General features: G+C 37.3%; 21 protein-coding genes. 18 read left to right on the top strand and 3 right to left on the bottom strand.

Features of this window, described 5'->3' with window-relative positions; translation table 11 throughout:
• Nucleotides 1-155 precede the first annotated feature (155 nt).
• Nucleotides 156-692 (top strand): spore coat protein, encoded by a 537-nt coding sequence (locus tag U5921_RS14845; protein ID WP_324824233.1) that lies wholly within the window; start codon nucleotides 156-158, stop codon nucleotides 690-692.
• Nucleotides 693-840: 148 nt separating this feature from the next.
• Nucleotides 841-1,323 carry a D-alanyl-D-alanine carboxypeptidase family protein gene (locus U5921_RS16240; protein ID WP_417765020.1) on the top strand — a complete coding sequence of 161 codons (483 nt, stop codon included), beginning with the start codon at nucleotides 841-843 and terminating at the stop codon, nucleotides 1,321-1,323.
• 148 nt (nucleotides 1,324-1,471) lie between these two features.
• Here the strand turns inward: U5921_RS16240 and U5921_RS14835 are convergent, their stop codons facing one another.
• Nucleotides 1,472-2,164 carry an MATE family efflux transporter gene (locus U5921_RS14835; protein WP_324824232.1) on the bottom strand — a complete coding sequence of 231 codons (693 nt, stop codon included), beginning with the start codon at nucleotides 2,162-2,164 and terminating at the stop codon, nucleotides 1,472-1,474.
• Between the two features lie 257 nt (nucleotides 2,165-2,421).
• On the opposite strand from U5921_RS14835, the gene U5921_RS14830 reads away from it, so the two are divergent.
• The 4 genes from U5921_RS14830 to U5921_RS14815 all read left to right on the top strand — a co-directional run bounded on the left by U5921_RS14830 (nucleotide 2,422) and on the right by U5921_RS14815 (nucleotide 5,549).
• Nucleotides 2,422-2,571 (top strand): hypothetical protein, encoded by a 150-nt coding sequence (locus U5921_RS14830; protein WP_324824231.1) that lies wholly within the window; start codon nucleotides 2,422-2,424, stop codon nucleotides 2,569-2,571.
• Nucleotides 2,572-2,712: 141 nt separating this feature from the next.
• The gene (locus U5921_RS14825; protein ID WP_324824230.1) at nucleotides 2,713-3,753 is read left to right on the top strand and encodes a M23 family metallopeptidase; all 1,041 of its coding nucleotides are present in this window, start codon (nucleotides 2,713-2,715) and stop codon (nucleotides 3,751-3,753) included.
• A 195-nt stretch (nucleotides 3,754-3,948) separates the two neighbouring features.
• Nucleotides 3,949-4,632: a hypothetical protein gene (locus U5921_RS14820; RefSeq protein ID WP_324824229.1), complete on the top strand. Its 684-nt coding sequence runs from the start codon at nucleotides 3,949-3,951 to the stop codon at nucleotides 4,630-4,632.
• A gap of 413 nt (nucleotides 4,633-5,045) precedes the next feature.
• The gene (locus tag U5921_RS14815) at nucleotides 5,046-5,549 is read left to right on the top strand and encodes a hypothetical protein (RefSeq protein ID WP_324824228.1); all 504 of its coding nucleotides are present in this window, start codon (nucleotides 5,046-5,048) and stop codon (nucleotides 5,547-5,549) included.
• 343 nt (nucleotides 5,550-5,892) lie between these two features.
• Here U5921_RS14815 and U5921_RS16235 read toward each other — a convergent pair whose 3' ends face one another.
• On the bottom strand, nucleotides 5,893-5,940 hold the full coding sequence (locus U5921_RS16235) for a hypothetical protein (RefSeq protein WP_417765063.1): 48 nt from the start codon (nucleotides 5,938-5,940) through the stop codon (nucleotides 5,893-5,895).
• A gap of 690 nt (nucleotides 5,941-6,630) precedes the next feature.
• On the opposite strand from U5921_RS16235, the gene U5921_RS14805 reads away from it, so the two are divergent.
• The 3 genes from U5921_RS14805 to U5921_RS14795 all read left to right on the top strand — a co-directional run bounded on the left by U5921_RS14805 (nucleotide 6,631) and on the right by U5921_RS14795 (nucleotide 8,410).
• Complete coding sequence (locus U5921_RS14805) at nucleotides 6,631-6,879, top strand: type II toxin-antitoxin system Phd/YefM family antitoxin (protein WP_324824226.1); 249 nt, start codon at nucleotides 6,631-6,633, stop codon at nucleotides 6,877-6,879.
• On the top strand, nucleotides 6,873-7,142 hold the full coding sequence (locus U5921_RS14800) for a Txe/YoeB family addiction module toxin (RefSeq protein WP_324824225.1): 270 nt from the start codon (nucleotides 6,873-6,875) through the stop codon (nucleotides 7,140-7,142). The genes U5921_RS14805 and U5921_RS14800 overlap by 7 nt, the downstream gene beginning before the upstream one ends.
• Before the next feature lie 158 nt (nucleotides 7,143-7,300).
• The gene (locus tag U5921_RS14795) at nucleotides 7,301-8,410 is read left to right on the top strand and encodes an S-layer homology domain-containing protein (RefSeq protein WP_324824224.1); all 1,110 of its coding nucleotides are present in this window, start codon (nucleotides 7,301-7,303) and stop codon (nucleotides 8,408-8,410) included.
• Nucleotides 8,411-8,545: 135 nt separating this feature from the next.
• Here the strand turns inward: U5921_RS14795 and U5921_RS16230 are convergent, their stop codons facing one another.
• Entirely contained in the window at nucleotides 8,546-8,626 is an 81-nt protein-coding gene (locus U5921_RS16230) for a putative holin-like toxin (protein WP_417765062.1), read from the bottom strand.
• Nucleotides 8,627-8,704: 78 nt separating this feature from the next.
• Here U5921_RS16230 and U5921_RS14790 point away from each other — a divergent pair, with 78 nt between their 5' ends.
• The 9 genes from U5921_RS14790 to U5921_RS14750 all read left to right on the top strand — a co-directional run bounded on the left by U5921_RS14790 (nucleotide 8,705) and on the right by U5921_RS14750 (nucleotide 21,264).
• On the top strand, nucleotides 8,705-14,653 hold the full coding sequence (locus tag U5921_RS14790; protein WP_324824223.1) for a hypothetical protein: 5,949 nt from the start codon (nucleotides 8,705-8,707) through the stop codon (nucleotides 14,651-14,653).
• A gap of 301 nt (nucleotides 14,654-14,954) precedes the next feature.
• Nucleotides 14,955-15,251, top strand: a complete 297-nt coding sequence (locus U5921_RS14785; protein WP_324824222.1) for a hypothetical protein — start codon at nucleotides 14,955-14,957, stop codon at nucleotides 15,249-15,251.
• A 287-nt stretch (nucleotides 15,252-15,538) separates the two neighbouring features.
• Entirely contained in the window at nucleotides 15,539-16,189 is a 651-nt protein-coding gene (locus tag U5921_RS14780; RefSeq protein WP_324824221.1) for a hypothetical protein, read from the top strand.
• A gap of 62 nt (nucleotides 16,190-16,251) precedes the next feature.
• Nucleotides 16,252-16,872, top strand: a complete 621-nt coding sequence (locus tag U5921_RS14775; protein WP_324824220.1) for a hypothetical protein — start codon at nucleotides 16,252-16,254, stop codon at nucleotides 16,870-16,872.
• A gap of 373 nt (nucleotides 16,873-17,245) precedes the next feature.
• Nucleotides 17,246-17,968: an IS3 family transposase gene (locus U5921_RS14770; RefSeq protein ID WP_324826010.1), complete on the top strand. Its 723-nt coding sequence runs from the start codon at nucleotides 17,246-17,248 to the stop codon at nucleotides 17,966-17,968.
• 392 nt (nucleotides 17,969-18,360) lie between these two features.
• Nucleotides 18,361-18,522 (top strand): hypothetical protein, encoded by a 162-nt coding sequence (locus U5921_RS14765; protein WP_324824219.1) that lies wholly within the window; start codon nucleotides 18,361-18,363, stop codon nucleotides 18,520-18,522.
• A gap of 10 nt (nucleotides 18,523-18,532) precedes the next feature.
• A complete protein-coding gene (locus tag U5921_RS14760) occupies nucleotides 18,533-20,122 on the top strand; it encodes a recombinase family protein (RefSeq protein WP_324824218.1) in 1,590 nt (529 codons plus the stop codon).
• Between the two features lie 24 nt (nucleotides 20,123-20,146).
• A complete protein-coding gene (locus U5921_RS14755) occupies nucleotides 20,147-20,962 on the top strand; it encodes a D-alanyl-D-alanine carboxypeptidase family protein (protein WP_324826009.1) in 816 nt (271 codons plus the stop codon).
• A gap of 44 nt (nucleotides 20,963-21,006) precedes the next feature.
• A complete protein-coding gene (locus U5921_RS14750) occupies nucleotides 21,007-21,264 on the top strand; it encodes a DUF3343 domain-containing protein (RefSeq protein WP_324824217.1) in 258 nt (85 codons plus the stop codon).
• The last annotated feature ends 276 nt before the right edge of the window (nucleotides 21,265-21,540 follow it).

The raw sequence follows: 21,540 nt of genomic DNA, 5'->3' as shown, positions 1-21,540 counted from the left end.
ATTTGTCATTAAATTTTGATTGATCAATTCATAAATCTGTTTTTTGTTATCCATGGCTGCACCTCATTTTTTATTATTTATATTTGAGGGAGAAATATTCAAAAGAGATACATTTTTTTAATAATACGGTGCATATTAAGTTTGAGGTGATTTATATGAGCACATTAACACAAAAAGAAACGACATTATTGCAAGATGAGAAAAAACATGAAGAGATTTGCATAGAAAAATATAATAAATATGCATCTCAAGCATCCGATCCGCAGTTAAAGGCATTGTTTAAGGAATTAGAAAGCAAAGAGCAAGAGCATCTTAACACAATTAATCAAATGTTGAGCGGAACGGTTCCGACAATGAACACGGATCAGCAAAAGCCGCAAATGCAGGCAATGAGTCAGGCACAGAATGCTATGCAGCAGCCTACACAGTCACAGTCTACGATGCAGTCCCAGGTACTTGCACAATCGCAATCGCAACCACAAGGAAATGCATCTAATACTTCACAAAGTGATTGTTATTTATGTACAGATGCTCTTTCCACTGAGAAATTTGTATCTTCTACGTATAATACCGCTATATTTGAATTTAAGGATCCAAATATGCGGCAGGTTTTAAATCATATACAAAAAGAAGAACAAGAGCATGGTGAGCAAATTTATAATTATATGGCTCAGAATGGAATGTATAATTAGTCCTGCGTAGTAAAATTGAAGAACAATGATCATGACCGCTGTTAATACCAGCGGTCATGATTATTCCTACGGAATTTATCTTCCTTTGGTCTAAAATTCCTGATTCCACAATATCTTTTAGAGAGAAAGAGAGTGAGGGGGGTTTAGGTTGAATTTATATAAAAAGAAAAAAGGAATGCCGTTGGCTTTGTCAGCAGTATTAATTTTCGCTATTATTTTTACTTTTGTCGTTTCATTTTCTCATTTTTGGAGATTGCCTTTTATGGAATCATCTGTAAAGAAAGAAACTACTGCGGCACCATCTGCCGTAGAAATAAATACGGATGTTGCGGAGGGGAGTCTTAAAATTGATGCGAAATCAGCCGTGCTTTTAGATGCTGATTCGGGAATGGTAATTTATGAACAGAATAGTCACGAACAGTTACCTCCGGCTAGTGTAACGAAGATTATGACGATGTTGCTGTCGTTAGAAGCAGTAGAGAATGGGCAGATCAAGTTGCGTGATGAGGTGACAATTAGTGAGCGTGCAGCTAGTATGGGCGGCAGTCAAATGTATATGGAAGCCGGCGAAACGCAGAGCGTAGAAAATTTATTAAAAGGAATGGCAATTTGCAGTGCTAATGATGCGTGAAATAAACCAAACAAACGGAAAGTATTGAAAAATAAAGAATTTTATAGGATTATATTACAGAGATTGCAGGAGAAAAGCAATCTTTTTTTATTACATAAAAGAAATAGAGGTACAAGATGGCAGTATTCAGAGTTATGAAAAATCAAAATTATACCGTCGCTCCATTATTACTATACTGAAATGCTTTTAGTGCTGTCCCTCTAACACGGAAATAAATTTTTGCACCATAGTTGTATCCAACAATTGGTTGTATTCCTTGTCCTAATCCGATTAACGGCATGTAAACTAGCATAAAAATAGTTGAAATAATGCTGTAGGCTGCTACAGCGGTGCTACCGCCATAAATTCTGCAAACGTGATTAAAAACTAAAGCTACTAAGCTTAATGCAAACTGCCCGATAAAACCGGAAATACCGATTGAAAGAATCTTACTAACAATCTCTTTATCCAATCTTAAATTTGGGACACGTAGTCTGATAGTATTTTTCTTTGAATACAAGAATTGAATAGCAAGCACAGCACAAAGCAAATTTCCGATAATGGTTGCAAATGCCGCACCCTTTACTCCCCAATTAAATATGAAAATGAATATAGCATCCAAAATCAGATTTACAATAATGCTAGAAATAAAATTGATCAATGAACGTTTTGCATATCCCATACCTCTAACAAGACTGTTCATTGATTGTGCTAAAACAAAACATATTGTCCCAAGAAACATAACGCTTGTATACTCACGTGTATATGTATTGTTTTCAGCATCAGCACCATACAGCTTTAGGAGCGGATTTAGGCACAGAATACCTATAATAGAAATTGCTATGGCTAATATAAATGACATGCAAAACGAGTTTCCTACGAGTTAAGTCATGCTTTAGAAGTTAAAAATCCGCTAGAATGAAAACGGGGAGTGTGCATGGGAAGACGCCGGCAGATGGCATTCGAAAAGGCAACTTAATTTAATTCAAAACATAGATCAGAGCGACCTTTGTATTTGGGTGCATTTAAAAATACATTTGAGCATATGGATAAGAATGAAACGCAGTACAAGCAAAAAATAAAGCCGATCAGTTTCTTTAAGAGTCATTTTGCGAAGAAATGGGAGAAGATTGCTACCATGCTGTAACTGAGAAATACGGAGCAGAGATTGTAAACCAGTATGACTTTTCTAAATTGGAGAAACAAGGCGAAAAATCAAGCTATGCAGGAATTGTAAATGCGCTTAAGGCAGAAAAAAACAAACCGTAAAAAAACACGCTGAGAATGGCACCAAAATACGTAGCGAGGAAAGCGAAAAGTGCGACCGAAAAAAATAATGGAAAAGAAAGCAGTTAGAAAATCACGAAATGAAAAAGCGTGAAAAAGAAGAGAAGGGAAAAGGCATATTAAGTGAGTCGAAGAAGAGCAAGAAGAAATAAGAAACTGAAAAAAATATTGCTTGTGGCTTCGCTGCCGTTGCTACTGGCATTTTCGGTGGTAGGCGTTATGATTTCCAACTCTTCCAGCTTGCCCGCCATTGCAGATAATATGCTGGTCAATTATAAGGCTGCGGCCGAATTTGCAGGATGCACCTGGCAAGACCTTTTGGTTTACGATACCGTGCGCTCAGAAAATGAATTTGACGGTATTGACCCGTTTGTATCTGCCGTGGATTTTATTAAACTGCATTATGAAAAGTGGATTTGGATTGCATCAAAGGAAGGCGACGGATATTGGCAGAAAAAAGAGAGTAAAGACTATACTACGACAACTCTTATTTACTCCTTTTTTCGCCTTGATGCCGAAAGTGATATACAGGCTGTTTTAGATGCAGCAAAAGCAAGAGTGGAAGAGACAGATACATATGCTAAATATGTAATTGAATTTACAAGTAAAGATTTAGAGAACCTAATCATTGAAAAAGGATTCAATGAAGAGCAGATTGAATGGATTGATTTACTCATTAGTGAAGGCTTGCTAGATGAGATGTTCGGTGGCCTTTATGATTTACCGGATTACATCGAGGACGCAGCAGGAGGATACTTTGCATGGCCAACACCAAAGCTTCACAGCGTGACCTCTAAATTTGCATCAGTAAGAGTGCATCCTGTTCTTGGCATGAAACGAGCACATAACGGAGTGGACATCAGCGGCAGTAACGCAATGGGTTCTCCCGTGATTGCGATAGAGGGAGGCACTGTAATCTATGTAGACATGGCAGGAGGAGAGAGGGGCATCAATATAAAAGTACAACATAAAATTGGAGATGATGTTTGGATCTCCAGATACCAGCATCTTTCTGCGGTCAAAGCAGCGGTAGGAGATGAGGTAACACGAGGTACTGTCATTGGTGCGGTCGGCAATACCGGTATTGGTACCGGAGCACATTTACATATTGAGCTGATCTATAATGGTGTTTTGATCGATCCGCTGCCACTTATTCAAGAATGACTGGTAAAACTCAATCTAATCACAAATTATATCGAAAAATTTCAAATAATCTCATTTTAACATTCCCGAACAACATTTTAGACCCGAAGTATTGTAACTTTGAATTTAAAATGATATTGTTTGGATATAGAAATTTCTAAATAAGGCAAATAGCAGGTAAAATATATTTTATGTAACTGAAATAAGGAGAAAAAATTGAAAAACCATTTAATTATTAGTTTTATTATTATTTCTTTACTTATTGTTGGATGCAGCAATGTAAATGATATAAACGATGCGAATAAAGTAAATAAGTTTGCTAAAGAAGGTTCTTCTACAGATATAAAGCAAATCAAGGATACCTACTCGACAGAAAATTCAGAATTAAATTATAGTATTGATTTACAAGTAGCTAAAATATATCATAATATTAGTTCTGATCAATCTTCTGAAGCAACCAGAATAATAGGAAAAATAGAAGAGCAAGAGATAACAGCTAAGGAATTAGAAATACGTGCTCTAAAACATCAAGCGTCAGGTTCAAAAAATCCTTATAAAAACGCATGGGATGATATGAAATTAAATATTTATGAACAGCAATTAGCTAAAGAATATAATATAAATGTTGATAAAATAGTACAAGATAATATAGATTATACAAGAAAAGAACTTGAAGAAGATGATAAAGTAAATGAAATACAAAAAACTTTAATAAATGCATATGGTGTATCTGAAGATGAATATTGGAATGTAATAGTATTTAATGGAATAAAAAGGTTAATCCTTCATAATACTATATCAGAATACTTAAATACTAATAATATAAAAGCTATTGATGTCAATTCTATAAAAAACGAAGTGTCTGATTCTTTGTATTACAGTAAAATTTATAAAAATTAATATTTTATGTTATAATACATCTAATATTTTCCTAAAATCGGTTAATACATCATGAATAATAGATTACAGTAAGAGTACTTTTAGGTGCTCTTATTTATTTTATTGCACAGAAAAATAGAAATGAGGACGGAGTACATCCCCGAACAACATTTTAGACCCGAAGTATTGTAACTTTGAATTTAAAATGACATTGTTTGGATATAGAAATTTCTAACTAAACAGCATTTGATTAATTAAAGGACTTTACATGTCGTTAAAAATGATCAAATTATTTATAATATCAATGATGGAGAAGTGATAAAGAGTATTGGAACTTTAAAAGGAAAGTATTTTCGGATACATCTTCAATTATTATACACCAAAGATGTTTAGGTAACGGGGAATATAACGGTAACGTTTATTGAGGAGATATAATGAATAAAAAGGTATATTGGGGCATCGCTATTACAGTTTTATTGATATTTATTATAGGATCGATATTTATTTCTCATCAAAATAAACAGAAGGAAAACATGAATATTGAACAAGTTGTTAATTCAATAAATGATGAAAAAGTGAAAGAAATTGCGTTGGATTTATATGTTTATCCAGTCTATGGAATAACTGTTACTTATGAAGAAACGGGGGAAGAAGAACCTGAAATCACAAATAATGATGAAAATGTCGACGATGAAGAAATAATTTTAGAAATCAAAAAATTATCTAAATTAAAGGGTGATGAATTAGAAGAAGAAGTAAGAGGTGTTGTTGAAAAAATATTGTTAGATAACATAGATAATCCAAATATTCGATGGGAAGAATCATTTGTCAAAAACTATGTATCAAAATATTCTCCGGAATATATTAAAAAAATTGAAGAAAATAAAAAAAATCAAGAAGAATTCAATGATACTTTGCTTGATAAGGAAACTGAATAAAAAGCATTTCTCTTTTCTGAGCCGTTGAGCAGATACTCGATACATTGCAAATTGCAAAGTGATGAAATCAAATATTACGTGGATGAAATTCATCGCCTTAAAATACAAGATAACGCTTTTTGGTTAGAGCTAGGGAAGTTGAAAATAGAGGGACAAAATATAGAAAAATAAAGGACATTTAAAATATATCTATTTTGTGAAATCATCTAAAACACTTGCATTTTCTTGGAAGTTATGGCTATAATATAGAAAAGAGCCGCAGTGATAGCTGGCTCAACAATGGAATAACGAATTAGACGCTAAACCACTCTCAAGTCGCCAAACTCACTGAGTGGTTTTTGCGTTATGTCAGGCTTACAATTGCAAGCACCAACATAGCGAAGCTTATCATCAGCATCAAAGCTTGATAAACACTCATGGCTTTTCTCCTTTGTGATTTTGATATATGCATCCATATATTCATCACCTCCGTAGGATACCGAGGCAGCCACCACTCTTTACGACTCTTTCATGGAAAATTATAACAGACAACGAAATAAAATTCAATGAAATAAGAACAGGGTTTTTCCCTTGCATAAGCAGGTGAACTATGGTATATATTAGATAGAAAAGGATTACCGCTTTTGAGACGGCGGTTAGTCCGAAAGTCGATTGAGCTAGACCGCTTAAATTCTCATGTTTAAGCGGTCATTGCTATTTTTTGAAGGTATCATCATACAAATGGTGATAACCCCTATAATCACACCTGAATAGGCAAACAAGCCTTCATATGTAACCATACTGCTTATCTTTGTCCTGTTTTTCACAGGGCTTTTTTATTGATCGGACAGCAAGTATCAGCTAATAAACAATATTAAATTTCCAAATAAAAGAATAAATAATAAAAAAATAAATAAAAGATGTTTACATTAATTACAAAATATGTAAAATATAAATAAGCACCTTGAAAATTAAAAAAGAAAGCAAGGCAAAAGAAAAGACAATTTACCAGAATAATTAAAAAAATCCTTCTAATATATTGACACACTTATAAATGTACTTCATACTGTACATAATATGTATAGTAAAGGAGTGATGAAAAATGACCAGTACGAATATTACTAATTTCCGTAAAAATGTTTTCAAATATATGAGTCAGGCAATTCAATATAACGATGTAATAAATGTTAATACAAAAGAAGGAAATGCAATCATTATCAGTGAGGATGATTACAATAGTCTTATGGCGACCTTATCGTTGTCTTCCGTTCCCGGTTTGATCGAGAGTATAAAAGCGGGGGAAAAAGAATCAATTGAAAACATGGTCGATGCAGATGAGGTAGAATGGTGAGGTATCAAGTAAAATTAACTAAGCAAGCACAGAAGGACCGAGAAAAATTGCTGAAGTCGAACTTGTCAAAAAAAGCAAAGGCTTTGATTGATCTCATAAAAGAGAATCCCCTTCAAACTCCGCCTTCCTATGAAAAACTGGTGGGTGATTTGAAAGGATACTACTCAAGGCGAATCAATATCCAGCATCGAATGGTGTATAGAATCATGGAAAATGAAAAGCTGGTTATCATTCATAGCCTTTGGTCTCATTATGAATCGTAAAGAAGTAAAGGAATCATCTATGAACCAGAGAATCACTAGGTAAAAAGAATGCAGGAATTGAACCGCCATTTTCAAACTAAAAGAGAAGTTTATCATATAGACGAGATTATAAGAGAAGAAAATTTCCTGATAATCAAAGCGTATAAGGAGGAATCCCAATGAAAAAGATACTTTCCGTTACACTGGCAGCAACGCTGCTCTTCGCATCCGCTGCCGTTTACGCAGCTGATCAGCAAACATATAAAGACTTAAAGACTACAAGTTGGGCATATGAATCCGTCAAAGCCATGTCGGATAAGGACATCATCAAAGGCTATCCGGACGGGAGCTTTAAACCGCAAAGCATCGTAACTTACGGCGAATTCATTAAGATGATGGTCGTAGCAGCAACGGGGGAAGAACTGACAGTAGCAGAAAAACCGCATCACTGGGCATATAACTATTATCAGAAAGCCTTAGAACTGAACTTATTTGCAGAATCAGAGATTGATACCACAATGCTGAATCATGCCATTCCAAGAAGCGATATGGCACTGATTATCAGCAACGGACTCGGAAAGACTGAGGTAGAAAACTATTCAGACATTGAGGAAACAGTGAGCGATGTAGACAGCACCACAAAGTACGATTACCATATCATAAAATCCTATGCGACAGGTATTCTTTCCGGTTACAGTGACGGCAGCTTTAAGCCAAAGGGAACATTGACCCGTGCAGAATCCTCTGTCGTGCTGTATCGATATACCGATGAAAGCAAAAGAACGCCCGTGACAGCCGAAAATCCGCAGAATACCGTACAGATCATAGAAGGCTCCGTTGCGAACCGTGGCACAGACCCAATTGATATGATGGATCTATCTCCTTCCACGAAGCCAGTGGAACAGGCAGTAAAAAACATCCGAGGAAACTCCGTATTTGATGACATCAAGTATTATGAAGTCATTTCGGATTATCCGGAAAAGATGACCATCATTTTAGGAAGAAGTAAAAAGAAAGAATTTATAAAAATGGATTGGGACGGTTCGAGAGGCATGATGCTGATTAAAGATAATAAGATATTAGAGTATTATGACGGATACCCGGTATCTCTTACCGATTACGGAGACGGCGATATAAGTTATTATACATGGGATACTGATGCATTAGGATATAAGCTGCCGGACTTCGACTATTTCGGCATCTATAGTGCTTCAGATACCATGCTGCTGGTTGCAAATCCGTTCAAGAACGGATACCAAATCTCGGAAGTGATTCCTCCGTTTGAGTGAGTAGCATTCTGCTTGCATAAGCAAGGAATCTATGATATATATTAGATAAGAAAAGGATTACCGCTTTTTGCAGGGCGGCAGATCCAAATACTGTGATTTGAAAGCCGTCTAAACTGCTAATTTAGGCGGCTTTCGTTATTTCTTACTGCGTAAACACAGAGAAATGACAGCTACGATCAACAATCCAAATTGAAATAATTCAGAATATGTAATCATTGCATCACCTCCCTTCAGGGAAAGTGATCCGCCACCAAACGGTAATCCTTACCATAAGTATAACAGAAAGGAATGAAAATGCACAATCAAATATGCCGAAGCAGTGTATCCGCACTTCTTATTTTTGCCCTGCTTTTCACAGGGCTTTTTTATTGGCCGGATTTTACATACGCAGAAACACAAGAAGTTGAAGTCACACATTACCGCTTAGATACCGGATCAATTTTCATCTGGTGTAATTCATCCGAAGTCTGGCAAAGCGGAAAACAGCCAAATGGACCGTATACTTACCAGGCTTCCATTAATATCGGAAAAGGGAAAAAAGACCCGAAAATCACTGCCTACAATAAAAAGAACTTCGATTTTGAAGACAGCAAATATTATACCTGGTACAGCACAAAAAAGGCAGATGATAAGATAGCATATGACTTTAATTACTGGAATGACGGTGCGAAAATAAACAGCGCATCCGTTACCGGTTACGATAAAAATACCGGAATCTTATCCTTTACGGTCAATACTACGTTAACGGCAAACGATAAAAAACCTTATGATGTAGTGTATACACTAGAGACTCGTGGCAAGCAGGAAATTTTAGATTTGCTTGGCGGTACGGCTAACAAGGAATTGGAAAGCTTTATGAATAAAACGGACTTTGGCGATAAGGTAAAAGGCCAGCTGTATTTTGTTCCAACCGTCATCAGCTGGACAGAAACCGAGATTCAGGAAGTTCCTGATCCGGAGCCGGAGCCAATTCCTTTAGAGCTGAATGCCGTGTTAGGACTTCCCAATGAAGCAAAGGTGGGGGAGAGCTACGAAGCAGCAGATAAGACCATCCTGCCGAAGGATGCTAAATTTAAAAGCAGCACCTTAGAAAAAAACGACGGCAGCGGCTGGACGTTTGTATCCGCTTGGGATGGAACGAAAGCAGGTTCTTCCTTATCGGAAACCGCAGCAAAAGAAGGACCGATCACCTACCGACTGACCGTGACCTTACAAAGCGGCGAATCCGATACCGACACCAAGACGATCAATATCTTAGACGGCACCGTAGTAGATGCCACTGCTATTTTATCCCTTCCTTCAAAGACCTATGAAAGCCATCCCGTTACCGCAGAAGATGGATCGACTTACGTTGTGGATGGAGAAAACTATTCCGCACTGCGAGCCTATGAAGAGCGAAAAGCAAGCAATCGTTTCTCCATCCTGGAAAGCGGAGCAGGGCAGATAAAAAAAGACCGAGTCACACCGATTTATGCAACCGCAACGTTTCCGAACAAAGGCTTTTACAACGTGCAGTTAAAGATCAGTCCCAAAAACGGTGGCAGTCTGTACGACACCAAACCCATTGAAGTTTTGAAAACCCCGACCGTGCTTGCAAACTTAGGCGGAACCCAAAAGCAGAACCGAAAGCAGGTATTGACCATAAAAGTCGCAACGAATGCAGACAACCCCTTAAAACAGCTTTGGGCAGAAGTCACCAATTTAGAAACCGGAGAAAGCGTACATCTGACACAGAATTTCGACGGCAGAGAAAACACCCTGGACAATACCGAAGGAATCAAGACCCGCCCCATTGAAAAATTAGAGTCCGACCCATATTGGAACAACTGTCAGCTGCTCTTTTTAACGAAAAATACGAAGCCGGAGAAATTCAGATATAAGGTGTATGCAAAAGACAGCCGAGGGCTATGGGATGCAGCCGAACAAGAATTCACCGTACAGCCCGACCTACCGCCCAAAGCAGAAATTTCCGTGCAGGATGCCTTTTTCAGAGAAAAGGGAACCAATACCGCAACAATTGAAATGGAAGATGTTAGCAGTACAGACGGCGACCAAATTGAACGCAACTGGTACATTACAGAAGACAGCGACCTCGATGAAAGGTTTGAAGCAGAAACAGAAGTCAAAGCAGAAGAGAAAACAGGCTTTACCGACAGTTCCTTTGGAACAAAAAAGATCATATCCGTGAAAAAAACCGGAGTCGGCAAAGTAAAGCTGCGGCTTCATGTCAAAGACGTATGGACCGAAGAAACATTAGAAGAATACATCACCGAAGAAGACTATTTGACCGATGAGACGATCGCCATTACAAAAATAGATAACATTGCACCGATTGTAAGCTTAAAGCCAATTACGACAAGAACAGCAGACATTTTGCTTTTAGCAGGCAGTGTCGAAGAGTATAAGAAGCTGAAAAACGGCATCAATACCATGCAGAGCTACTTCCTTGGAAATGCAGTGGACGCAGATGTAAAAGTCAAACTGCTGGATGAACCCTTAGAGCGGGATTACCCCTGGTATCGCTATTTCGTAGCACAGCCATATGGATACAATGGAGACGGTACCGCTTTTGAAGATCGTTGTTTTCTGGTGGACAACCACGGCTTATACACGATAGAAGGAACCTGGCATGCAGGAGAAAACTATTGGAACAGTTATGTAAGCCCACCCTATATTTTACGAGCCTTTGACGCAAATTGCGAATATCCGCTGGAACGGTGGAACGCTCGCCTTTATGATATGACACAGCTTCCGTTAAACGCAGAGTTCCGCTTCGAGCAGGATGACAGTGAACAGTACCTTTACTTTGTATGCAATGGAAAAACCGCACTCTTTACAAAAGATAACGGAACCCTCTTGACCGTGTTACCGTTTGAAGTCGGAGAAAGTAACTTTGTAAGCGGTGACTTAATCTATACGGTAAAAAGCAATGGAATCTATGCGATTAACGGCAAGAAAGGAGGAATCCAAACCATTGTCAAAGGGAATCTGTCCGAAAAAGCAAAAATGATTAATGGGAAAGTACACTTTGCACTGGTGGAATCTACAAATTTAAAACGAGGAATCCTTGATTTAACGAGCGGCTTGGTGCAGTATGAAGCACTGGGCAAAGCAGACCGGGAAGGGTATCACTTAATTGGAATCGATAATAAAGGCGTCATGGTGTTCACCGCAGAAGAGGAAACGAGGTACGAAAAATCCGATTATTACATCCACGTATATAACAGAGAAAACCACCTGATAAAAACGCATACCGTTTATTTACGTGAAGGGCAAGATTGCATTACCCCGGTATCCGACAGCAATGGCACATACAACTATATCACATGGGCAACTGCAAGCAAAAGTAAGAGCAGTTACCATTGTGGAGCAAGTGTAATCGGGATCTATAACGGCGTAGAAAAAAGCTGTGATGTGAGAAGCAAGAGCAAACGGACGACTACTAATATAATCTATACCGAAGAACTTCCAAGCGGAGAAGTGTATGTAATCACAGGAGCCTATTACATAGACACAACTGGAGGCTATCATATCTATCCGGAACGAGCCAGAGCCTTTGTATACAATCCCCAAAGCGGAGAAATGTATGAAAAGAAAAACGGCCTGATGGGTGGAATCGGCGATACCGATGAATACGGTATGCATTCCGATGCGTTCATAGCCGTGCATTGCGGAGACAATAACATGGAGCAGCAAAAAGCAAAAAGCACAACAACCCTCATAAAACGTTCCAGAACATTAGATCAAGTCATTACGAGTTTTTTAAACCGCAATTTGGATGGAACCAAAAACATGCGAGCCGTTGGACTGTATGACCATTCCCTGACAAGCACAAACTCGTTTTGGAGAGCCGAACAAATCCTAAGAAAAGAAGGCTACGATTTTTACTGCTTGACCGATCAAGAAAGAAACACTTATGGAGAGAACCTGGCACGCCGGCTAAACGGAACGGTGCTAGTATCCGAGAAGCCAACCGAAGAAATGGCACAACGCATTCTTTCAAAAGACAAACAAGAGTCCGTTCTTGAGATAAAAGCAAACGCAGAAGATGCAAGCTTTACAAAATCACTTCCACTGCAAACCGGGAAAGAATATTTCTATGAATACGAGATAAAGTCTCGATCCGATTCCGCTTCCGATCCTTCTCCGATCAAAGAGCGGTTTCAAAGTGGCTTAAGTTTTACACCGTTAATCAGTGAAAGCCTTTTAACCGGAGAAACCGTAACTGTGAGTGACGTCGTGAAGGAATCTTTTGACAATAAGATCAATCCGATGTTTCGCTTTTCATCAAACGAAGTATTTGAGGAATCAAATGCTTGGAATCAATCCGGATTTATAGAAAAAACCTCAGCAGAAGGTTATGATTACAGATATCCAAAGGGAATTGGAAAACTGTACGGTGTACGGAAACGCAAAAGCAATGGACCGATTACTGCGAACATGAAATTTAATATACCAAGTGGTAAAAGAGCTGCTTTGTCTTTTGACTATGAGATGTGTGCCTCTTCAAATAATTTAAATAGACATCGAATAGATGGAAAAATAGAAGTGAATGGATTTTCATTTACACCCCCAAATGAAAAATATAGAGGCTATTATGAATCAAGTGGAAGGTACACTTATCCCGGCCTTTTATATTCGGGAGAAACGGAAATTAAGATTACCCTGACATCTCATGAATACGGCATTTCCGGATATCTTTTTATTGATAATCTGCAACTTATCTTAATCGATGAAGAAGCACCTTCACAAATGCAACCGAATATACAGACAAAAGAGAGCGGATGGAGTACGGTAAGCGGAAGCTTCCAAACACCGGGAGAAATTGCCTACTACGGCGCATTAAAAAGCAGCTATAGCTCCAATCCAAATGCCTTTTATTACAGAGGAAAAACTTACGTTCCCGCCATGCGATTTCATCAGAGAGGAAATTTGGGATTTTCATTCAAAAAAGACGAAACCGTACAAATCCGCAACCTGAAAGTGTATTGCATCGAAGGTGGGAAAAAAATCTATGCCATACAAGATACCTTTAACCGAGAATCACCATTGAGCGGATGGAACAAAAATAAAGTAACCACTCAATTTTCAAGAACTGAATTGGAGGAAGAAGAAGACAAGCTCGTCTATAAAAAAGGAGAATGGATTCGTTACGGGATAAATTACTACGACTATGAAAACGATCCATCCAAGAAACAATATTGGCGGTATACCCATACCCCATTTAACGACGGTTCCCATCCGAATGCTGCAACCGTTTTAAACGAAGAGGGAAACGTCGTATTCCAAGACTTAAATAAAGTATTGAACCAGCCGATTCAGAGATTCTATGTAGACGGCAAGTATACCGTAGAACATTGGCAGGAAGACGATACCTCAAGAAGAAGCAAGGCCGGAGGCAACCCGCTATACGACAAAGCCTCCAACATCGAAAGCCTGACCTTCTATATTGAAGGAGGCGCCTCCGCCCCGTGGATTACTTCCATTAAGACTGTGCCAAAGACAGTGAAAGAAGGAGATGCTTTTCGGATACAAGTCGGTGTAGACGATGCCGAAAAAGACACACTGCGTTTAACCACCGAAGTATACAAGGAGAAAAAACTGCTCTATACCCATCGAAGAACCGGACTGAACGCGACAAACGGAAGCTATCCGCTGACCACAACCGGAACCGTACAAAAGAAAGCACAGAGCGGAACGTATGAAGTCGTATGTACCGTCAGAGACCACACCGGGGCCGGAATCGGGACGTACCGCTTTACCGTAATATCCGAAGGCAAGATCACAGGCATGGTATACCATACCGAAAACTGGGAGAAAAACAGAAAAAAATATAACTTGAATCGCTTTAAAGACGAAGTCAATAAAGAAATCCTCTATACAGACTACTTGAAGCTGAAAGCACCGAGAAAGCGAGGAACCAATGTCTTTTGGAGCGGAGAAAAATTCATGCTGCAAGCAGAAGCCGCAGGAAGCCCGACTAAAGTAACCTGCAAGATCGAAGGCTATCCATCCTACAGCACGACAATGAAAAACACCGGAAAGAAAAATGCAGCAAACGAAACCATTTACAGCGGAAGCCTGTGGGAGTCCTCCATGCTGAATAAATGGGGAAGAAAGAAACCAAAAGAGCTGACCTTTACCTTCACGGCAACCTACAGCGCAGGCACAACAAAAACCTATACGGCAAAGATTATAGTGGATAGCAAAGAAGACTATTGGCAGCTGCATCGGGCGTTTTAATCAAGTTTTAAACGACAAAAAAGCAAATAAAATAAGATACGAATACTTAAATTAATAGAAAACTATCCTATTAAATGATAGGAAACAAAAAAGGAAGAGTAAAAATAAATGCTCTTCCTTTTTTGTGTTTTGAAAGGAGTCTATCCATGAAAGAAAATGAGATTTTAAACCTTCTGCGGGTAGAGGGAATTATGGTTCAGGGCTATACTCTAAGTCCCAAAATTATAATGAGAGATAAGAGGTTGACAGTTGAAGTGTAAAAGACAAAGGTAATATTTACGGTAAAAATATATATACGATTGTGGCACTCCCTGATCCGCAGGTCAAAGAAGAAACGGAAGAGCAGACAGCACAGGAGAACGCATCAAATCACGACCAAACACGATCGAATAAAGCAAACCCCCGTAAAAATAATATTGGACGTCTAAAGGTAAAAGGAAAGTCAAGTGTGCAGGAGCTACGGGAACGGTTGCAAATTGAGCAGCTAAAAGAAGAAGAAAGATGCCATTCAGGAGCTCCTGAGTCGCCTTACAGCAGAGCATATACGTTTGGTGACAAAAACTCTTTAATATTACGTTATTATACTAAGATACTTTAATAATAGTCATTCATCATTCAGTCTATAGGAAAAAACGATATACCTTATTCAAATCCATTCTTATTAATGGAGATATGTATGAAGATGTTTCACAGTGGATCGAAGGACCAGGAATAGATGAAGCGAGGAACTTATTGTTGATTTTTATCAAATTAAGTCTAAAGAAAACGAATCCTCAATATTGTAATTAATAACAAATAATGGTATAATTTATGTAGAAATTTCTAATAAATATTTGATTAATCAAAGTTATTACAATATCTTATAAGATGTCAAAAGGAGGAAAAATGAAAAAATTAGTAAGTTTAATATTAATGACTGTTTTAATGTTTAGTTTTACGCCGATAGTATTTGCTACAGATTCAGATAAGAATGTAAAAGAAGCTCTCAATACTTTGAGTGATGAATATACAATTGAGAAGGTATCTGAGGAGGAATATTGCAAACATTTAGCTGAGGATCGTGGAATTAGTTTAGAAGAAGCAAGACTATTAAATGAGGAAATTATCCAAAGCGCTTATGAACAAATGCCAAAAACGAGAGCTGGTAACATTAGTTTTGGCAAATTTAAAGATCATATTTCAAATGCAAGAGTGTATAAAGAATTTAGTTATAGAAATTATGGAAAGGCAAAAATAGAAGTAGGCGCCTATGTAAAAGTGAACGCATATGGTTCGGCCAGAGGATTTGTTTCTGGGAGTGCATGCGATGCATATTATTATAATAAAGGAATTGGAGTAGTGGATTTTGAAGGAGTCGCACATGTTGACCTATTGAATACAAATGCAATTGAAGTATCGGCTAGAGGCGTTTATGTTTATACAATTGCTTGGGCAATTAGCGTAAATATTCCAAGTAGCGAATATAGTATATCTGCAGGATCAAATATTTATGCTCGATCTAAAACACAAGATTATAGTTTTATTTATAATTTATAAAATTTAAAATAGCAAGTCCATAGAAGACCTCTATGGACTTGCTATAAATAAGGAGGGAGTGTATGATACGAAAAAAGTATATTGTTGTTATATTCTGCATTATAATTTTAGTTCTTGCATTACTAGTCGATATTTTTTTCCCCGATCTGTTTAATGTGTATCCGAGTACTTTTTCTGAGCAATTAAAGAGGATTACAATAGAAGATTATTTAAATAAATATAAGACTGAAAAAGAAATTTCTAGAAATAAGGCATTTTTAGAAATAGAAGATATTTTAGCAAACTATAAAGGGGATGAATTAAAATTTGATATACAGCCAATCGAAATTACTAAAGTAGTAAGTAGCGATAATGTTCTGTTAAAATGTACAATTATTGCTTTAATAGATTTAAAAAGTGATAGCAAAGTAATTATTATACCGAAAAGCACTTTTCTGATTCAAGCCATTCCATTAGACAAAGAGATTCAATTTAAGCTTGCAGGTCCGCATTGTGACATATGGGAAGAAGAACCTACAATTTTGTTTATGGGACGTGGAAGAATAGCTGTCTCTAAAGAAACAGCAGAGAAGAATAAAATTGATTTAAGTACATATGAGGAAGATTTTATTGAAGACAATTACTATTCTACGCTTGATATTACAGGAGAGTATGTATTCAGTGATCATTTATCTTTCAAATAATTTTTAGAAGGTTAGAAAAAGGGAATATCGTATCATAAAAGCCATAAAATTTGGGATTGCGATGAAGAATTATTTGGTGGTAAATTTTGAAATTAAGAGAGGAAAATGAAATATTAAAAAAGCTACCGCCATATTCGCCAGAAAACAATAGATGAAATCACTCGCTTCCTAACAGATCATAAAAATATTTATCCAATTAAGATCATGTGCAAAGTACTTAAGATTAACAGAAGCACTTATTACAAAGTTGCTAATCATAAGCCCTCAGATTGTGCTTTAGAAAATCAAAAGCTTGATGAAGCTATTTTAGCAATCTATCAGAGCTTCCAATAATTGAAATTTCAGCTTTCATACCAAGTCCCTTTAAAATAGGATAGCCATACAGATAATTACTCTCATATATGATGTCAAAAGACGTTATGGAGCACCAAAGATTCATCAAATTTTACTCTCGAATGGCTGGCATGTCAGCTTAAAGCGAGTGCAGCGAAGAATGGAAACTCTTGGTATTCGTTCCATTGTGATCAAAATATATCGTCATTATTCGAATCAAAATTCTATTATAGAGAAAGAAAATATTTTAAAACAGGATTTTACGGCAACTGCTATTAATCAAAAATGGTGCACAGACATTACTTATATTCATACACAAAAAAATGGATGGACTTATTTAGCTTCTGTCATGGATTTCTACAGCAAAAAGATTATTGGATGGGCATTCGATACTACAATGTCAGCTGAACTAGCTGTGAAAGCAATTAATAATGCCTGTCTAAATGTAAAGAATTCAGAAGGAATTATTTTGCAAAGTGATTTGGGAACTCAGTATACCAGTGAATTATTTGAGCGTACACTTGCAAAGAAGAAAATACGTCATTCTTTTAGCCGAAAAGGATGTCCATATGATAATGCTTGTATTGAATCTCTTCATTCACTCCTTAAAAAGGAAGAAGTGTATTGTAAAATATATAAAGATTCATCCGATGCATACAAAAGCATCTTTGAATATATCGAATCCTGGTACAACCAAAAGAGGATTCACAGTATCTTAGGCTACAAGACACCAAATGCATTGCATGTAAAAGGTGTTGCATAAAAGTCGCCTTTGTGGTGTCCACTATATTGACTTAAGACCAAAGCAGCATTCTTAAGGTTAGTTGATAACTTTAAGAATGTTTTTTTATTATCTGTTTATGTAGAATGTTATAAGGATTTAATCTAAAATGATTCTTTTCAAATAAAAAATCCCTTTAAAAAATTTTCAAAGGGATTACTTTTCCATAAATCTCATCTTTTAAGCGTTCTTTTTATATATTCACGAATCTATATTTTGCTTTTCTTGCTCTTCTAAAAGCATGGGTTAAAGATATTTTAATTAACAGTAGATACTATACGGCGAAGGAAAGTTTCGCCGTATCAATGTGCTGTTCCAAGTGATAGATGTCAGCTGCCTAGCATAAACATATAAAAAGAAAGGGGGGGGATTACATGCTGCGTGCAGAAGAATCGGTAAAGATTAAGAAAAACTGCGTTGTGAATCTCTTTAAATCAAAAGAGGAAGAACGCAGGCAAAGTGTACAGACAGGCCTTGCCAACGTTATTTGCAGGACAGAAAGCACTTCGGCAATCAAATACATAAGAACGAAATGAGGATGTCATCATGAAACAGGATCAACAGCATGTCCCACGAAATATTGTAGCTCTTTACTGCCGTTTATCCGATGAAGATTTGAAAAAAAGGAATAAGGGCGATGATTCTGAGAGTATACAGAATCAAAAGACGATGCTGATTAATTATTCTTTAAAATCCGGATGGGAGATTTATGACATCTATTCAGACGACGATTATTCCGGGGCAGATGAAGCAATCGAGCGTCCGGAATTTTCAAGGCTGATGAAAGATGCGGAGGCAGGAAAGTTCAATATTGTACTTGCAAAGTCTCAGTCTCGTTTCACGAGGGACATGGAATATGTCGAGCAGATCCTTCATAAAAAATTTCCACTTTGGGGGATTCGTTTTGTGTCGGTCGTAGACAGTGCTGACACAGCGGTCAAAGGAAATAAAAAAAGCCGACAGATTAATGGCTTGGTGAATGAGTGGTATGTGGAAGACCTCAGTGAAAACATAAAGGCTGTCTTTGAAGTGAAAAAACAGCAGGGTAAATTTGTAGGTGCTTTTGCTCCATATGGATACCTGAAGGACCCGAAAGACAAAAATCATTTTATTATCGATGAGCAAGCCGCAAAGGTGGTACGCATGATATTCAAGCTCTATTTGGAAGGATACGGTTTGACTCGCATCGCACAACATCTAAATGACTTAGGGTATCCCTGTCCTGCGGAGTATAAACGGCAGCAGGGTCAGAATTACATTCCGCGTCAGAGGGGAAAGCAGGGGAGGATATGGCGAAGCAGCTCTGTTAATGTTATCTTGAAAAACCGTGACTATATTGGTGACATGGTGCAAGGGAAAAGTGGAACAATCAGCTATAAAAACAGTGCAAAGGTCAGAAAAGACAAATCAAAATGGGTCATCGTAGAGAATACGCATGAGCCTATTATTGACCGTCAGACCTTCGAATTGGTTCAACAGCTGGCAAAGACACGCACCCGGCCGGAAAGTACGGGAAAACGTCATATTTTTGTCGGTAAGCTGAAATGCGGGACTTGTCAATCTGCATTAATTAAGCATCATGGACAGGGGGACAAAAGGTATTTTATCTGTCCGATGAAAAAGTATGATGTTTGTAGCATAGGCGTATCGGTTTCTTACAAGTTAATTATGGAAACGGTATTTACAGAATTGAAAAAGATAATTCGCCAGTACGGATCGGAGCAGGATTTGGAGTTTCTTATTAAAGGAGAGACGACCGTTTCAGTACAGCTGGAAAAATCAAATGCAATGTTACAAACTGTCAAGGTGCAGCTTGCGGATGCGCAGCTGGCGTTAGAAAACCTGTATATGGATAAAGTGAAGGGAGTGATTACAGAAGAGCAATTTATTTCTCTGAATCATGGTTTGGCAGAGCGAGAAAAAAGATGCAAAAAGCAGATAAAAACATTAGAAAAGGAAATTGAAACTTACAATGTAAAAATAGATCTCGCATTGGAGAAGAAGAAAGCCATAAAAAAATACATGGATATCACAGAGCTGAACCGAGAGATCGTAGAGGAATTTGTAGATGTGATTTATGTAAAAAATACGAAGGTGAGGGGGGAAAAGGAGATTACAATTCAGTGGAATCTTTAAACATTTTAGCAGGTAAAAAATGAAATTGGTTTATTACAAGCTTCTAATGATGCGTGCGTAGCAATGTCTGAATACGTGGGTGGAACAGAAGAAATTTTTGTAGAGAAAATGAACAAAAGGGCAAAAGAACTGGGTATGAAGGACACAAACTTTGTGAATACGAATGGCTTACCGGTAGCCGATCATTATACAAGTGCATATGATATAGGACTAATGTCAAAGGAACTTATGAAGCACCCGGAGACAAAAGAATGGTTCAACACCTGGCAGACAAAGATAACAGTGGGGTTGAGCGGTAAGAAGCAAACTGAGTTAGGACTAACAAATACAAACCGTTTAATCAAACAATATCCCGGCGCAAATGGAATCAAAACTGGTTTTACGCAGGAAGCCGGATATTGCCTTTCAGGTTCAGCAACAAAAGGTGATCTTACTTTAATATCAGTTGTTATGGGAAGTACGACTTCTAAGATTCGATTTGCCGAAGTAAGTCGCCTACTTGATTATGGTTTCGCAACCTATGACAGTGCAAAGCTTGCAGAAAAGAATGAAATAATGGGCAGTGCACCCGTTCAAAAAGGCAGTGCTGAGATTGTAAACGCAATTTGCCCAGAAACAGTAAGTTTTCTTGTGAAAAAAGGACAGAAAGAAGGAATTACTACAAAGGTCAAATTAAATTCATCGATTACGGCTCCTATTAAGAAAAACGATGAAATCGGAACCCTTCTGATATATAAAGATAAAAAACAGATAAAATCTTATCCGCTTCTTGCTGAAATGGATGTGGATCGTGTAGGATTTTCACAAATGTACATACGAATGCTAAAAACCTTACAATAGTATAGGTCAAGGAACGAAATTCAACGACAGAAAAGAGGGATTTCATGAAAGATTATGTCATTGCATTTTCGTCCTTTTATAAGGCTGCTTATGCACAAGAGAAATTACAGGAGCAACAGATTCGTTCGACTTTGAAAAAAACACCCCCGAAATTGTTAAAAAGTTGTGGCTATGCACTTTATGCTCGAACGAATCAGATACAAAATATTCTCGATACTTTATCAGAAAGCAATATTAATCATAGCGGAGTATATGAGGTTCAAGAACAAAATAATCAAATTGACTATATTCGTGTAGATTAATGCATAGGAGCTTCCAAACAAGTCATAGGATGAAGCTGCAAAATATGATATAAAATAAAAATGTGTAATGGATTCACTCTATTGCACATTTTTATTGCTTAAAAGTAATTATTAATTCTCTGTTTGTAGAAAAAACATTCTGGAAAAAGATTTACGCGAAAAATATTTGTGCGAATAGCTTGAAAATAAGAGGAAAATGCTAAAATTCTACGTTTGGAGAAATAATTATCTGATTGGAGAATAATAGTTATAATTTTCGGGGAAAAAGAATGCTTT

Origin of the sequence: Sinanaerobacter sp. ZZT-01, assembly GCF_035621135.1 — a bacterium.
Classification (GTDB): Bacteria; Bacillota; Clostridia; order Peptostreptococcales; family Anaerovoracaceae; genus IOR16.
This window is presented reverse-complemented; position numbering and strand designations above follow the sequence as displayed.